We start from the raw sequence: 14,391 nt of genomic DNA on the forward strand, positions 1-14,391 counted from the left end.
GTCCCACGCGCACTCCCTCCCTGTGCCGCCTGCCCCTTCGAGGTGTGCACACCTCCGACAACTGTGACGACAGTACGACAACTCGTGGTTCCGGACCAGGAGATGCCGCGCATCAGGCCCGTCAGTGCGCCGCGGCCTCCCAGTCGGCACCGGAACCCACCGAGACGTCCAGAGGGGCACGCAGCCGTACGGCCCCTGCCATTTCCCGTCGGACGAGCTCCTCCACCTGCTGCCGCTCCCCCGGCGCGACCTCCAGGACGATCTCGTCGTGCACCTGGAGCAGAAGCCGGGACGTGAGCTTCTCCTCGGCGAGCGCCGTGTCCACCCGCAGCATGGCGATCTTGACGATGTCCGCGGCGGTGCCCTGGATCGGGGCGTTCAGCGCCATCCGCTCGGCCATCTCCCGGCGCTGGCGGTTGGAGCTGGTCAGATCCGGAAGGTACCGGCGGCGGCCCAGGAGCGTCTGGGTGTAGCCCGTCTCCCTGGCCTCCTCGACCACCCGGTGCAGGTAGTCACGCACGCCCCCGAACCGCTCGAAGAAGGTGTCCATCAGCTTGCGGGCCTCCTCGGGGCTGATGGACAGCTGCTGGGAGAGGCCGAACGCCGACAGGCCGTAGGCCAGACCGTAGCTCATCGCCTTGATCTTGCGCCGCATCTCCGGGTCGACCTGGTCCGCGCCGACCCCGAAGACCTGGGAGGCGACCGTGGTGTGCAGGTCCTCGCCGGTGGTGAACGCCTCGATCAGCCCGGAGTCCTCCGACAGATGGGCCATCACCCGCAGCTCGATCTGGCTGTAGTCGGCGGTCAGCAGCGATTCGTACCCCTCCCCCACCACGAAGCCACGGCGGATCGCTCTGCCCTCGTCGGTCCGCACCGGGATGTTCTGGAGGTTGGGATCGGTGGACGACAGACGGCCCGTGGCCGCGACCGTCTGCTGGAACGTGGTGTGGATGCGGCCGTCCGGGGCGATCGCCTTGATCAGCCCCTCGACCGTGGTGCGCAGCTTGGACTGCTCCCGGTGCCGGAGCATGATCACCGGCAGTTCGTGCTCGGTCTGCGCGGCCAGCCAGGCCAGGGCGTCGGCGTCGGTGGTGTAGCCGGTCTTCGTCCGCTTCGTCTTCGGCAGGCCCAGCTCGCCGAAGAGCACCTCCTGCAGCTGTTTGGGCGAGCCCAGATTGAACTCCCGGCCCACCGAGGCGTGCGCCTCCGTGACCGCCTGCCGCACAGCCGCAGCGAACTGCTGCTCCATCCGCTCCAGCCAGCCACGGTCGGCCGCGATTCCGGCCCGCTCCATCCGGGCCAGCAGGCCCGAGGTGGGCAGCTCCGTCTCGCGGAGCAGGGCGCCGGCGCCGACCGTCTCCAGGCGTCCGGTGAACGCCTCGCCGAGGTCGAGGATCGTCCGGGCCTCGCGCATCAGGACATCCGCCTCCGCGGCGTCGTCCGCGCCGAAGGCGAGCTGGCCGCCGGCGCCCTCCGGACGCACGAGCTCCCGGCCCAGGAACTCCAGGCTGAGCCCCTCCAGGGCGAAGGAGCGGCGGCCGGGCTGCACCAGGTAGGCGGCCAGGGCGGTGTCCATGGCGATACCTGCCACGCTCCAGCCGTGCTCGGCGAACACCCGCTGGACCACCTTCGCGCCGTGCAGCACCTTGGGGCGCCCGGCGTCGGCCGTCCACGCGGCGAACGCCCGCTCGTCCTCCTCGTCGAGGCCGGCCGGATCGAACCACGCGGCCGGGCCCCCGGCGGTGGCCAGCGCGACCGCGTGGACGATGCCGGCGCCCAGCTTCCAGTCGTCCACCGTGGCCACGCCCAGCGGCCCGGCGCCGTGCTCGGCCAGCCAGGGTGCGAGCTCGCCTCCGGCCAGCACCCGGCCGTCCACCAGCAGTTCACCGGCCGGGGCAGGAGACTCCTCCTCCGCGCCCGGATCCACACCGAACAGCCGCTCGCGCAGGCTCGGGTTGCGGAACTCCAGGGTCTCCATCAGGCCGTTCAGGGCCTCCCGGTCGTACGGCGCGCGCACCAGGTCGGCGGGGCGGGAGGACAGCTCGACGTCCCGCACCATCTCGGTGAGCACCCGGTTCAGCCGGACGGACTCCAGGTGCTCGCGGAGGTTCTGGCCCGCCTTGCCCTTGACCTCGTCGGCCCGCTCCAGCAGCTCGTCCAGCGAGCCGAACTGGGTCAGCCACTTGGCGGCCGTCTTCTCCCCCACTCCGGGAATGCCCGGAAGGTTGTCGGACGGGTCCCCGCGCAACGCGGCGAAGTCCGGGTAGCGGGCCGGCGGCAGACCGTACTTCTCCTGGACCTTCTCGGGCGTGAAGCGGGTCAGCTCTGAGACGCCCTTCGTCGGGTAGAGCACAGTCACCTGGTCGGAGACCAGCTGGAAGGCGTCCCGGTCGCCGGTGACGATCGATACCCGGAACCCCTCGCCGGCGGCCTGGGTGGCCAGCGTGGCGATGACGTCGTCCGCCTCGAAGCCGTCCACCGCGAACCTCGGCACGGACATCGCGTCCAGCAGCTGCCCGATCAGCTCCACCTGGTCACGGAACTCGTCCGGGGTCTTCGAGCGCGTGGCCTTGTACTCCGCGTACCGCTCCGAGCGCCACGTCCTGCGGGACACGTCGAAGGCGACCGCCACGTGCGTGGGGGCCTCGTCCCGCAGCGTGTTCGCCAGCATGGAGGTGAACCCGTAGACCGCGTTCGTCGTCTGGCCCGTGGCCGTGGAGAAGTTCTCCGCGGGCAGGGCAAAGAAGGCCCGGTACGCCATGGAGTGCCCGTCCAGCAGCATCAGGTGGGGGGCGGTGGTCTTCTGCGATGCGTTCTCAGCCACGGGACAGATCCTCGCACGGGCCACCGACACTCCCCGCGCCCGGCGTGTGCGCCCCGGCATCGCCGTGCGACCATCTGCTGACAGCGCACGCCGCGCACGAGGTGAGGAGCTGGAGCCCATGCCCGCCGACCCGCTCTCCGGCGACCCGGTCCAGGACGCCCCCGAGATCAGGGCACCGCGGCGGTCCGCCGCCGGGCTCCCCGGGGTCGCCCACACCCTGCGCACCGCCGGCCGGGAGATGGGGGCGGCACGCGCCGCCCGGACCCTGCTGCGGGTCAACCAGCCCGGTGGTTTCGACTGCCCCGGCTGCGCCTGGCCGGAACCGGACAAGCCGCACACCGCGGAGTTCTGCGAGAACGGCGCCAAGGCGGTGGCCGAGGAGGCCACCCGGTTCCGGGTCACCCCCGCCTTCTTCGCCGAACACCCGGTCGCCGCTCTGGCCGGGCGGTCCGGCTACTGGCTCGGCAAGCAGGGCCGCCTCACCCACCCCATGTACCTCGCCGAGGGCGACACCCACTACCGGCCCATCGGCTGGGACGACGCGCTGGACCTGCTGGCCGCGGAGCTCCGCGGCCTGGAGACACCCGACCGCGCCCTCTTCTACACCTCCGGACGCACCAGCAACGAGGCGGCGTTCCTCTACCAGCTCTTCGTCCGCGAATTCGGCACCAACAACCTGCCCGACTGCTCCAACATGTGCCACGAGTCCTCCGGCTCCGCGCTGACCGAGACGCTGGGAGTCGGCAAGGGCAGCGTGCTCCTGGAGGACCTGTACCGGGCCGACCTCATCATCGTCGCCGGGCAGAACCCGGGCACCAACCACCCCCGGATGCTCTCCGCACTGGAGAAGGCCAAGGCAGGCGGGGCGCGGATCATCACCGTGAACCCGCTCCCCGAAGCCGGACTGGAGCGGTTCGACAACCCGCAGACCGCCCGCGGGCTGGTCGGGCGCGGCATCCGGCTCACCGACCTCTTTCTGCAGATCCGGCTCGGCGGGGACCAGGCACTGTTCCGGATGCTCAACAAGCTGATCATCGAGACCCCCGGCGCCGTCGACGAGGAGTTCGTGCGCGAGCACACCGCGGGCTTCGGGGAACTCGCCGCGGCCGCCCGCACCGCCGGGTGGGAGGACACCGAGCGCGCCACGGGCCTGGATCGCGCCGACATCGAGCGCGCCCTGGAGATGATCCTCGCCTCCCGGCGCACCGTGGTCTGCTGGGCCATGGGGCTCACCCAGCACAAGCACGCCGTTCCCACCATCAAGGAGGTCGTCAACCTCCTCCTGCTGCGTGGCAGCATCGGGCGCCCCGGCGCCGGGGTGTGCCCGGTGCGCGGTCACAGCAACGTGCAGGGCGACCGCACCATGGGCATCGTGGAGAAGCCCTCCGCGGAGTTCCTGGACGCCCTCGAACGGGAGTTCGGCTTCGCGCCGCCGCGCCGCCCGGGCCTGGACACCGTGGAGGCCATCCGTGCCCTGCGCGACGGCCGCGCCGACGTCTTCCTGGCCATGGGAGGCAACTTCGTCGCCGCCTCGCCCGACACCGCGGTCACCGAGGACGCGATGCGCCGCGCCCGGCTCACCGTTCACATCTCCACCAAGCTCAACCGCTCGCACTGTGTCACCGGGGCGCGGGCACTGATCCTGCCCACCCTCGGCCGCACCGAACGCGACACCCAGGCCGGCGGGGACCAGTGCGTGACCGTGGAGGACTCCATGGGGATGGTGCACGCCTCCCGCGGCCGGCTGGAGCCGGCCGGTGACCTGCTCTCCGAGCCGGCCATCGTGTGCCGCCTCGCCCGCCGGGTGCTGGGACCGGGCAGCCGCACGCCCTGGGAGGAGTTCGAGCGGGACTACTCGCTGATCCGCGACCGCATCGCCCGGGTGATCCCCGGATTCGAGGACTTCAACGCCAGGATCGCCCGGCCCGGCGGCTTCGCACTCCCGCACGCCCCCCGCGACGAGCGGCGCTTTCCCACCGCCACCGGCAAGGCCCACTTCACGGCCGGCCCGGTCACCTTCCCGCGGGTGCCCGAGGGGCGGCTGCTGCTGCAGACCCTGCGCTCGCACGACCAGTACAACACCACCGTCTACGGCCTGGACGACCGCTACCGCGGAATCCGCGGCGGCCGCCGGGTGGTCCTGGTGAACCCGCAGGACGCCACCGCCCTCGGGCTGCCCGACGGGTGCTACGCCGACATCACCAGCGAGTGGACCGACGGCACCGAACGCACCGCTCCCGGCTTCCGGGTGGTCCACTACCCCACCGCCCGCGGCTGCGCCGCGCCCTACTTCCCCGAGACGAACGTCCTGGTACCGCTCGACGCCACCGCCGACACCAGCAACACCCCCGCCAGCAAGTCCGTGGTCGTGCGTCTGACCCCCACCGGGCAGCCCGGCTGAGCGCTGGCTTAGTCTGCGGGGAATCCCTCCGAGGGGGCCGATCACCGAACGGAGCCGACACCATGGGCGAGCAGACCAGCACCTACTTCCCGCCGGAGATCCTGGAGGAGTGGTCCGGACGCGGCGTCGACCTGCACGCTCTCTTCTCCGCCGGGAACCTCGGCACCCGGATGGGCCTGCGGGTCCTGCACGCCTCGCCCGGGAAAGTGACCGGCACCCTGCCGGTGGAGGGCAACACGCAGCCCTACGGGCTGCTGCACGGCGGCGCCTCGGCCGTCCTCGCCGAGACTCTCGGTTCCATCGGCGCCATGCTGCACGGCGGACCGCACAAGCTCGCCGTCGGTGTGGACCTCAACTGCACCCACCACCGGGCGGTGCGTTCCGGGATCATCACGGCCACGGCGACTCCCGCGCACACCGGCCGCACCTCCGCCACCTACGACATCGTCGTCACCGACGAGAGCGGCCGGCGGGTGTGCACCGCACGCCTGACCTGCGCCCTGCGGGACAATCCCGACGCGCCCGGCACCCCGGCCTGAGCCCGCGTCCGGTTCCCGGTCCGGCTGTCCGGCAGTCCCCGGTACAGCGGCCCGGACGGCCGGAACGCCGGTCACCGGGGCGCGGCGGCTGCCGCGCGGTCCGGTGGCCGGCGTTCCCGGGACGGCCCGGCGGAGCCGCCCCGGCCGGTCAGTGCTCCCCGCTCTCCCCCAGATAGGCCGCTCGCACCCGCGGGTCCGACAGCAGGGCACCCGCCTGGTCCGACATCACGACCTGCCCGGTCTCCAGCACGTACCCCCGGTCGGCCAGCTGCAGCGCCTGGGCCGCGTTCTGCTCGACCAGCAGCAGCGTGGTGCCCTGTTCGTTGATCTCCCGCAGGATCTCGAAGATCTGCTGCACGATCAGCGGGGCCAGGCCCATCGACGGCTCGTCCAGCAGCAGCAGTTCCGGCTTGCCCATCAGGGCCCGGCCGATCGCCAGCATCTGCTGCTCACCGCCGGAGAGCGTGCCGGCCAGTTGCCTGCGCCGGTCGGCCAGCCGCGGGAAGAGGGTGAACACCCGGTCCAGGTCGTCCGGGTCCGGACGGCGCAGCCGGTAAGCCCCCATACGGAGGTTCTCCAGCACCGACATCCGGGCGAAGACCCGTCGCCCCTCGGGGACATGCCCCATGGCGAACTTCACGAGCTCGTGGGAGGCGATGCCGTCGATCCGCTCACCGCGCAGCAGCACCTCCCCGGTGCGCGGCGAGAGCATGCCCGAGGCCGTCTTCAGCGTGGTCGACTTCCCCGCGCCGTTCGCGCCGAGGAGCGCGACGACCTCGCCCTCCCCCACCGTGAGGTTCACGCCCTTCAGCGCCTCGATGGCTCCGTAGAAGACATGCAGGTCCCGCAGCTCCAGCAGCGGCACCGCGTCCGCTCCCCCCGCGGCGGGCTGCTTGCTCAACTGAGGCGTACTCATGCCCGCCCCTCCTCGTCCTCGGACTCGCGCCGCAGACGCTCGCGCTCCTCGTGCTCGTGCTGTTCGTGCTCGGCCACCCGCTCGGCCATCTCGGCCACGGCCGCCGTGTCCTCCTCCGCGGCTGTGCCGAGGTACGCCTCGATCACCACCGGGTCCTGCTGCACCTGCGACGGAGTGCCCTCGGCGATCTTCCGGCCGAAGTTCAGCACCGCGACCCGGTCGGCCACCGACATCACCAGACGCATGTCGTGCTCGATCAGCAGCACGCTGACCTGCAGATCCTGGTTGATCCGCCGGATCAGTTCCTCCAGGTCCTGCTTCTCCGTCGGGTTGGTGCCGGCCGCGGGCTCGTCGAGCAGCAGCAGCTCGGGGTCCGTGGCCAGCGCCCGGGCGATCTCCAGCCGGCGCTGCTCGCCGTAGCTGAGCGAGGAGGCCAGTTCGTTCAGCCGGGTCTCCAGCCCCACGTACGCCAGGATCTCGTGCGCCTTGCGGTCGCTCTCCCGTTCTGCCCGCCGGGCGTGCGGAAGGCCCAGCATGATCGACAGCGCGTCGGTGTGCTGCCGGGTCTCCACCGCGATCTTCACGTTCTCCAGTGCGGTGAGCGCCCCGAACAGCCGGATGTTCTGGAACGTGCGTGCCACGCCCAGCCGGCTCACCAGGTGCGGCTTGCGGCCGCGCAGCTCGTGCTCGCCACCGGCCCGGGGACGGAACGAGATCCGGCCCTCCTGCGGCAGATAGGCACCGGTCAGCGAGTTGAACAGCGAGGTCTTCCCGGCACCGTTGGGCCCGATGATGGCCAGGATCTCGCCCCGGCGCATCCGCAGGTCCACGTGGTCCAGGCTGGTCAGACCACCGAAGCGCAAGGTCACGCCCGAGGTCTCGAGCACGTTCTCCGCGGCGCCCGCGGCCACCTCCGTGCCCGCCTGCTTCATCTCCGTCGTCATGCCTGCTTGCCTCCTGCCGCACCCAGCGCGTCGGCTCCGCCGGTGCTTTCCTCCGCCATCTTCAGCTCTCGCTGCCGGCGCCGGGAGGGCCACAGACCCTGCGGCCGGTAGATCATCATGATCACCAGCAGTGCTCCCAGGTACATGTGCCGGTCCCGCGGGTCGACGTACTCACGCAGCACCTCGGGCAGCCACACCAGCAGCGCGGCGCCCATCAGTACGCCGGGGATGGAGCCCATGCCGCCGAAGATGACATAGGCCAGCACCAGGATGGACAGCAGGATCGCGAAGTTCTCCGGGTTGAAGAAGCCCGCCTTGGAGGCGTACGCGACCCCGGCCACTCCGGAGGTCGAGGCTCCGATGGCGAATGCCAGCAGCTTCATCCGCACGGTGTTCACACCGGTGGACGCGGCCGCGACCTCGTCCTCCCGGATGGCGGTCCACGCCCTGCCCACGCGCGAGTGCTCCAGCCTCAGGAAGAGGAAGATCACCACGACGATGAAGCCGAGCAGCAGCCAGTAGTACGGCTTGGGGTCCAGACCCCACTCGTAGCTCCAGAAGCCCAGGTCGATGGAGAACCGGTCGGTGTGCACGCCGCGCGAGCCGCCGGTGAGGGAGTCCCAGTTCCGGGCGGTCAGGTAGACGATCTCGTGGAAGCCGAGAGTCACGATCGCCAGGTAGTCGCCGCGCAGCCGCAGCGTCGGGGCGCCCAGCAGCACACCGGCGATCAGACAGGTCACCACGGCGATCGGGATGACCGCGAAGGTGTTCAGCTCCATCGGCGGCTGGACCGGCAGGGCGCCGGTCCAGAACGCCGCGCTGTAGGCACCGATGGCGAAGAACGCCACGAAGCCCAGGTCGAGCATGCCGGCCCAGCCGATGACCACGTTCAGGCCGATCGCCAGAAGCACGAAGATCGCGATCTGGTCGACCATGACCTGCTGCCAGTAGGTGGAGACCCACAGCGGCAGCAGTACCAGGAAGAGCAGCAGCATCGAGAGCGCGCCGTGCCGCAGGACGGGGCGGGACCGCCACTCCTGCCGGGCGCCGGCCACCGGCCCGGCGACCAGCGCCTTGCCGGCGGACCAGCCGGAGCGGACCGGCTCGTGCAGGAACTCCCGCACCAGCCAGATCGCCAGGCAGGCTCCCACCCACATCCACAGGCCGGTGCCGGTGAAGTTCTCCCGCAGGGCGAGAAAGATGTCGTTGGTCGTGCCCTGTTCACCCGTGACCTGGGTGCCCACCAGGGCCACGACCATCAGGGCCCCGAGCCGCTTGACGCGGGGCTGCTGGTACCACGAGACCTTCCGCAGCTTCGCCGCGGACGGGGTCCGGCGGAGTGTCGTGTCCGTACTCATGCCGCCCTCGCAATCCGCTCACCGAGGATGCCGGTGGGCCGGAACATCAGCACCAGAACCAGTACGGCGAACGCGCCGACGTACCGCCAGGAATCGCCCCAGAATTCGACCGTGAACTGTTCGACGAGGCCCAGGAGGAGGCCGCCGAGCATCGCGCCCCGGACGTTGCCGATACCACCCAGCACCGCTGCGGCGAACGCAGTGATCCCGGGCAGGAAGCCCATCGTGTACCAGACCTGGTTGGTCATGCCGTACAGGAATCCGGCGGCTCCGCCCATCAGACCGCCGATGACGAAGGTCCGCGAGACCACCTTGTCGATGTTCACACCCATCAGGGCGGCGACTTCCGGGTCCTGCGCCACGGCACGGATACCCGAGCCCAGCTTCGTGCGGTTCACCACGTAGTCGACGGTGATCAGCATGAGAACGGCCGCGACCACGATCAGCAGCTGATTGATGCTGACCCGGGTGCCGAAAAGGGTGAACAGCGTCCGGTTCTCGAACATGCTGGGCATCGCGCTGGTGTTGCGCCCGAAGACCTTGCCCACCAGGTTGTAGAGAAAGAAGGAGGCGCCGATCGCGGTGATCAGAAAGACCAGCCGGGGAGCGTGGCGCCGCCGCAACGGCCGGTAGGCGACCTTTTCGAGGCCGTAGGCGACCGTGGCGCCCAGTGCAGCGCCGGCGGATATCCCCAGCACCACGTAGAGGGCGGACTGCATCCCCGAGGGGGCGGCCGGAGGTGCGACCAGGGTGAGCATGATGAGCCCGCCGAAGCCGCCGAACATGAAGACCTCGCTGTGCGCGAAGTTCAGCAGCTGGAGGACCCCGTAGACCAGCGTGTAACCGATGGCGATGACGGCGTACAACGAGCCGAGCACCAGCCCCAGGACCAGGACGTCCCAGAGATCACTGAAGGGCATCGAACTGACTTCCTTGTGGGAATGAGCAGCCGTGCGGACGGCGCGATTCGCCGCCGCGCGGTGCGCCGCGGAGCGCGGCGGAAGTAAGGACCGAGAAGGGGGGCGGGCGGCACGTGGTGCGTCACGCCCCGGCGACAGGGGCCCGGCCGGCACGGAAGACAATCGCCCTTCCGTGCCGGCCGGCCCTCGGATCCGGCCGGCGCCGGTCTCAGCTGCCGGTCAGTTCCTCCACGCCGCCGAGGTACTCACGGCTGCTGCCCTGCACCTCGTAGAGGAAGATCGCCTGGTTGGTGAACTCCCCCTTCTCGTCGAAGGAGAACGTCTTGGTCAGACCCTGGTACTCGGTGCTCGCGAGCGCCTCGTACAGCGACTCCCGGTTGACGTCGTCACCCAGCTCCGCCATGGTGCTGATGATCATCATCGCCACGTCGTAGGACTCGGCCGAGTAGGTTCCCGGAGGCGTGTTGAACTCCGCCTGGTAGCGCTCGGCGAAGGCGGAGGTGGCCTCCTCCTCCGTCGGGTCCGTGCACGGGCAGGTGAGCAGCCAGCCCTCGGCCGAGTTGCCCGCCTGGTTGAGGAAGTTGTCGTCGTTCACGCCGTCACCGGCCATGGCCAGGCCGTCGTAACCGGCGTCCGCGAGCGCCGGGGCGAACCGGCCCGCGGCCTCGTAGTAACCGGCGTAGATCAGCGCGTCCGCGCCCGACTGGACGACGGTGCGGGCCGCACCGCTGTAGTCCGGGGTGTCGGCCGGGATGCTCTCCCGCTCCACGTTCAGCCCGGCGTCCAGCAGACCCTGCTCGGCGACCTCGGCCAGGCCGACGCCGTAGTCCGAGACGTCGTCGATGACGATGACCGTCTCGACACCGTCCTGGGCGGCCAGGTAGGTGGCCATGCCGGCGCCCTGGGCGCTGTCGTTGGGCACCGCGCGCAGGAAGGTCGGGAACTCCTGCTCGGTCAGGGTGGGGTTCGTCGCCGAGGACGACACCGCCGCCATGCCCGCTTCGCCGTACAGCGGCGCCGCCGTGCTCGCGGCACCGGAGAACGCCGGGCCGATGACCGCCATCACGGCGCTGTCGTCGATGGCGCGCTGGGCGGCGGCAGTCGCCTTGCCCGGGTCGCCCTCGTCGTCCGTCGGGACGTATTCGACGGTGAAGTCGTAATCACCCGACTCGTTCGCCTCGTCGATGGCGAGCTGAATGCCGTTCTGCATGTTCTCGCCGAGCGCGACATTGTCGCCGGAGAGGGGACCCTGGTAGGCGATCTTGTAGGTCGCGCTACCGCCACCGCCGCCGCCGTTGTCGTCACCGTCTTCGCTTCCGCAAGCGGTGAGCGCCAGCGCGCCTATGGCGATAGGTATCGCGAGTCTCACGATGGTTCTGTTGAGCACTTCGAAAACCCCCTGGACCGAGCCCAGATCATGACGTCACCGCACGAGGACCGGTGCAATCGCACACTGGTACGGTGTGGAGCGGAATCTATTGCCCCGCACGCTGCACAGATAGACGGTCGGCCCAGATGTGATCGCCTCGTGACCTCACCGACACACCGGTCACAGAACACCCCTCACCGGCAAGCGGACGCCCCCGCGAAGATCGACTCGCTTTCGCACACACCCGCACACACCCGGAATCCGGCCGCGGCGGCACGGCGGGGCGCCAGTCCTGGGGCTACGCGCCGCAACCGGGTCACTGCTGCTTGCGCTCGCGCGCGTCCTCGATGACGGCCTCGGCCACCTGGAGCATGGACAGCCTGCGGTCCATCGAGGTCTTCTGGATCCAGCGGAACGCGGCGGGCTCGGTCAGCCCGTACTGGGTCTGCAGGACGCTCTTGGCCCGCTCGACCATCTTGCGGGTCTCCAGCCGCTGGGTGAGGTCCGCGACCTCCTGCGAGAGCGCCTTCATCTCCTCGAACCGGGAGACCGCCATCTCGATGGCGGGCACCACGTCACCCTTGCTGAAGGGTTTCACCAGGTACGCCATCGCCCCGGCGTCGCGCGCCCGCTCCACCAGGTCGCGCTGCGAGAACGCGGTGAGCATCAGCACCGGGGCGATACTGTCCGCGGCGATCTTCTCCGCGGCCGAGATGCCGTCCATGACCGGCATCTTCACGTCCAGGATCACCAGGTCCGGCCGGTGCTCGCGGGCCAGCTCCAGCGCCCGCTGGCCGTCCCCGGCCTCGCCGACGACGCTGTAGCCCTCCTCCTCCAGCATTTCCTTGAGGTCCAGCCGGATCAGCGCCTCGTCCTCGGCGATGACCACGCGGGTGGTGTGCGGCGGTGTGTGGGCATCACTTCCGTCGCCGGCGGGGTCGGTCGGCGTCGGCTCGTCGGGGACATCGGCGGTGCTCACGGTGCTCCTCGCTTCCAACCGGATGGGGCACCCATGAGGGTACCTACCTGTTGTATGTTTGAGTCACGGCGGGTAGCCGCCGCCCTTTGTTCCGAAGGGTCCCGGTAGTCCAATCGGCAGAGACGGCACCCTCAAAAGGTGCACAGTGTGGGTTCGAGTCCCACCCGGGACACTTTTCCCTTTTATTCGAAGGAGGCGCCCCTTCAGGGCGACGCGTCCCCGGACTCCCCGTGGTACGGGAGTGTGGCACCGGGCACCTCGTACTCGGCCCTCCGGCCGCACATCCCGTAGCCTCCGGTGCGCGTCGGCCCCGTCGAACGGACCACGGCCCGGCCCAGATGCGAGGGGTCGGCCCGCACCAGGGCGTCCAGATGCCGGCCGGTGGTCCGCGCCGCCTCCAGGGCTCCGGTCCGCCAACGCTCGCGCCACGCCTCCGCCTTCGGCGCCACCAGCCGTGCAGCGGCCCGGTGGAACTCCCGCAACGGCCCGGCGTCACCGGCGCGCAGGGCCGCGCTCAGGTCCAGGTAGCCCTCGACGGCCAGATCCCGCCGGCGGCGGGCGGCCTTCCCGGCGGCGGGCCCCTCGCGGGCCGGGAGAGCGGCTTCCGCGGCGTAGCGCGCCGGATCGGCCAGGATCTCCGGCGGAAACGTGAAGACCGCGTCCCCCGCCTCGGGCAGGCCGCTGTTCTGCATCAGCACGGTGACCCGCAGGCCACTCCCGTCGATCATGCGGTGGACAGTGCCGGGGGTGAACCAGACCACGATGCCGGGCTCCAGGAAGGTCTCCTCGAAGCCGCCGGGCGTCAGCGTCTGCACCGCTCCCGTCCCGCCGGTGGTGATGTACGCCTCGGTGCAGGCGAGGTGGACGTGCGGGCTCCCGCCGCAGCGGCCGTCGGCGGCGGGCCAGGGGCAGGCGCTGATGTGGGACAGCCCCACGGCGCCGGGAAGCGGGGCGGAAAGGTCCATCGCGACTCCCCCGCTCACCAGGGGAGGGTGTCGAGGTAGCGCTGGATGCGGGCGGTGTCCCAGGCTCCGTCGGCCACGACGACGCGGTAGCGGTAGGCGAACGACTCTCCCGGCGGGAGGCCGAACTCCTCGAAGAACGCCCAGGAGAAGGCGACCGAGGGGATCGGGGCGGACCGGACGAACCAGTGGGAGGGGTGCACGGCCTCCGCGCCGAGGTTCTCCGGGGCATGGGCGAAGACAAGGGTGGAGTGGGCGTCCATGTCGTCGTGTTCGGCGGTGAAGCCCAGCCAGGGCACGGTGGCCGCCGCGGTTCCCATGACGGCGGCGTCGGCGCCGGGCCCCTGGGGTGTGAGCACCCGGCCCCCGGTGAAGTCGCGGGGGCCGCGCCAGTTCAGCCCGGTGTACCCGGCCATCTCCCGGCCCGCAGTGGTGGGGCTTCCGAAGCGGAGTGTCTCGTCGCGCAGGTTGGTGAGGTGAATAGTCCAGTCCAGGACCCAGGCGCCCTCCGTGGGATCGGCGGAGTGGACGGTGAGCGTGCGGTGCTCGGCGGCCCACTCCTGACCGCTGTTGCTGAGCCAGGTCAGGTCCTCGGCGATGTGCGCGCGTTCCCCGGTGCACTCAACGGCGGGAAAGGCGTCGTGCCGCATCGATCCCACACGCTCGGGAATGCGCCGGTACCCCTGCCCGTGGATGTAGGAGTTGCCGCCCCAGAAGTTCTGTTCCGACAGATGGCTGGCGGTCATCTGCAGCCCTTTGTGCCACCGGTGGTCGTTGGGGCGGTATCCGGTGACCAGGCGGCCGGCCAGGGTGCGCAGCGGGTGGGCGTAGGGCTTGCGGGACTCGTAGGGCTCCGGATCGGGGCGGTAGACGTAGGACAGGATCCCGCTGCCGCAGGCCTCGACGGCGATGTGCTCGCCCAGGGCGTGGGTGACGGTCAGGCCGGCGGTCATGCGATCTCCTTGCCCGCGGCCGGCGCCCAGTCCGGATGACCGCCGTGCATCGCGTCGTAGTAGGGGCCGCCGGTGACGATGGCGCCGGTACCGACCACGGCGACGCGGATGCGGGGCGGTCCGGCCATGCGCGACTCCTCGCAGTAAGCGCTTTCCCGGCGATGCCGGAAACCCAATCACGCCAGGCCGGGCATGACAAGTGCGCCCGGCCGGCGGTCGGCCGCCC

General features: G+C 70.7%; 12 protein-coding genes and 1 tRNA gene. 3 read left to right on the forward strand and 10 right to left on the reverse strand.

Annotated elements, in window-relative coordinates:
• Positions 1–121: 121 nt before the first annotated feature.
• Complete coding sequence (gene polA, locus ABD299_RS15085) at positions 122–2,824, reverse strand: DNA polymerase I (RefSeq protein WP_344262501.1); 2,703 nt, start codon at positions 2,822–2,824, stop codon at positions 122–124.
• Between the two features lie 118 nt (positions 2,825–2,942).
• Here polA and ABD299_RS15090 point away from each other — a divergent pair, with 118 nt between their 5' ends.
• Entirely contained in the window at positions 2,943–5,225 is a 2,283-nt protein-coding gene (locus ABD299_RS15090) for an FdhF/YdeP family oxidoreductase (protein ID WP_344262503.1), read from the forward strand.
• Between the two features lie 62 nt (positions 5,226–5,287).
• Positions 5,288–5,764, forward strand: a complete 477-nt coding sequence (locus tag ABD299_RS15095; RefSeq protein ID WP_344262505.1) for a PaaI family thioesterase — start codon at positions 5,288–5,290, stop codon at positions 5,762–5,764.
• A gap of 148 nt (positions 5,765–5,912) precedes the next feature.
• On the opposite strand, the gene ABD299_RS15100 is transcribed toward ABD299_RS15095, so the two are convergent.
• The 6 genes from ABD299_RS15100 to ABD299_RS15125 form a co-directional block, all read right to left on the reverse strand.
• Positions 5,913–6,680: an ABC transporter ATP-binding protein gene (locus ABD299_RS15100; RefSeq protein ID WP_344262507.1), complete on the reverse strand. Its 768-nt coding sequence runs from the start codon at positions 6,678–6,680 to the stop codon at positions 5,913–5,915.
• Complete coding sequence (locus tag ABD299_RS15105; RefSeq protein ID WP_344262509.1) at positions 6,677–7,624, reverse strand: ABC transporter ATP-binding protein; 948 nt, start codon at positions 7,622–7,624, stop codon at positions 6,677–6,679. Before ABD299_RS15105 ends, ABD299_RS15100 begins: the two co-directional genes overlap by 4 nt.
• On the reverse strand, positions 7,621–8,982 hold the full coding sequence (locus ABD299_RS15110) for a branched-chain amino acid ABC transporter permease (protein WP_344262511.1): 1,362 nt from the start codon (positions 8,980–8,982) through the stop codon (positions 7,621–7,623). Before ABD299_RS15110 ends, ABD299_RS15105 begins: the two co-directional genes overlap by 4 nt.
• Complete coding sequence (locus ABD299_RS15115) at positions 8,979–9,902, reverse strand: branched-chain amino acid ABC transporter permease (protein WP_344262513.1); 924 nt, start codon at positions 9,900–9,902, stop codon at positions 8,979–8,981. The genes ABD299_RS15110 and ABD299_RS15115 overlap by 4 nt, the downstream gene beginning before the upstream one ends.
• A gap of 208 nt (positions 9,903–10,110) precedes the next feature.
• Positions 10,111–11,271 carry a branched-chain amino acid ABC transporter substrate-binding protein gene (locus ABD299_RS15120; protein WP_344262515.1) on the reverse strand — a complete coding sequence of 387 codons (1,161 nt, stop codon included), beginning with the start codon at positions 11,269–11,271 and terminating at the stop codon, positions 10,111–10,113.
• A 316-nt stretch (positions 11,272–11,587) separates the two neighbouring features.
• Complete coding sequence (locus ABD299_RS15125; protein ID WP_344262517.1) at positions 11,588–12,250, reverse strand: ANTAR domain-containing response regulator; 663 nt, start codon at positions 12,248–12,250, stop codon at positions 11,588–11,590.
• 98 nt (positions 12,251–12,348) lie between these two features.
• Between ABD299_RS15125 and ABD299_RS15130 the strand changes: the two genes are divergently transcribed.
• Positions 12,349–12,422: transfer RNA gene (locus ABD299_RS15130), tRNA-Leu, on the forward strand.
• A 31-nt stretch (positions 12,423–12,453) separates the two neighbouring features.
• On the opposite strand, the gene ABD299_RS15135 is transcribed toward ABD299_RS15130, so the two are convergent.
• From ABD299_RS15135 to ABD299_RS15145, 3 genes are read right to left on the reverse strand one after another with little or no spacing between them, the layout of a single operon-like run.
• Positions 12,454–13,215, reverse strand: coding sequence for a cupin (locus ABD299_RS15135; RefSeq protein WP_344262730.1), 762 nt, complete (start codon positions 13,213–13,215; stop codon positions 12,454–12,456).
• A 14-nt stretch (positions 13,216–13,229) separates the two neighbouring features.
• Positions 13,230–14,165: a DUF6807 domain-containing protein gene (locus tag ABD299_RS15140; protein ID WP_344262519.1), complete on the reverse strand. Its 936-nt coding sequence runs from the start codon at positions 14,163–14,165 to the stop codon at positions 13,230–13,232.
• On the reverse strand, positions 14,162–14,293 hold the full coding sequence (locus ABD299_RS15145; protein WP_344262520.1) for a hypothetical protein: 132 nt from the start codon (positions 14,291–14,293) through the stop codon (positions 14,162–14,164). Before ABD299_RS15145 ends, ABD299_RS15140 begins: the two co-directional genes overlap by 4 nt.
• Positions 14,294–14,391: the final 98 nt, after the last annotated feature.

This window comes from Streptomyces sodiiphilus (assembly GCF_039529215.1).
GTDB classification, from domain to species: Bacteria; Actinomycetota; Actinomycetes; order Streptomycetales; family Streptomycetaceae; genus Streptomyces; species Streptomyces sodiiphilus.

Excerpts from the sequence above, each read along its gene's own strand:
- ABD299_RS15090 (WP_344262503.1), top strand. The coding sequence starts at position 2,943 with ATGCCCGCCGACCCGCTCTCCGGCGACCCGGTCCAGGACGCCCCCGAG.
- ABD299_RS15095 (WP_344262505.1), top strand. The coding sequence starts at position 5,288 with ATGGGCGAGCAGACCAGCACCTACTTCCCGCCGGAGATCCTGGAGGAG.
- ABD299_RS15100 (WP_344262507.1), bottom strand. The coding sequence starts at position 6,680 with ATGAGTACGCCTCAGTTGAGCAAGCAGCCCGCCGCGGGGGGAGCGGAC.
- ABD299_RS15105 (WP_344262509.1), bottom strand. The coding sequence starts at position 7,624 with ATGACGACGGAGATGAAGCAGGCGGGCACGGAGGTGGCCGCGGGCGCC.
- ABD299_RS15110 (WP_344262511.1), bottom strand. The coding sequence starts at position 8,982 with ATGAGTACGGACACGACACTCCGCCGGACCCCGTCCGCGGCGAAGCTG.
- ABD299_RS15115 (WP_344262513.1), bottom strand. The coding sequence starts at position 9,902 with ATGCCCTTCAGTGATCTCTGGGACGTCCTGGTCCTGGGGCTGGTGCTC.
- ABD299_RS15135 (WP_344262730.1), bottom strand. The coding sequence starts at position 13,215 with ATGGACCTTTCCGCCCCGCTTCCCGGCGCCGTGGGGCTGTCCCACATC.
- ABD299_RS15140 (WP_344262519.1), bottom strand. The coding sequence starts at position 14,165 with ATGACCGCCGGCCTGACCGTCACCCACGCCCTGGGCGAGCACATCGCC.
- ABD299_RS15145 (WP_344262520.1), bottom strand. The coding sequence starts at position 14,293 with ATGGCCGGACCGCCCCGCATCCGCGTCGCCGTGGTCGGTACCGGCGCC.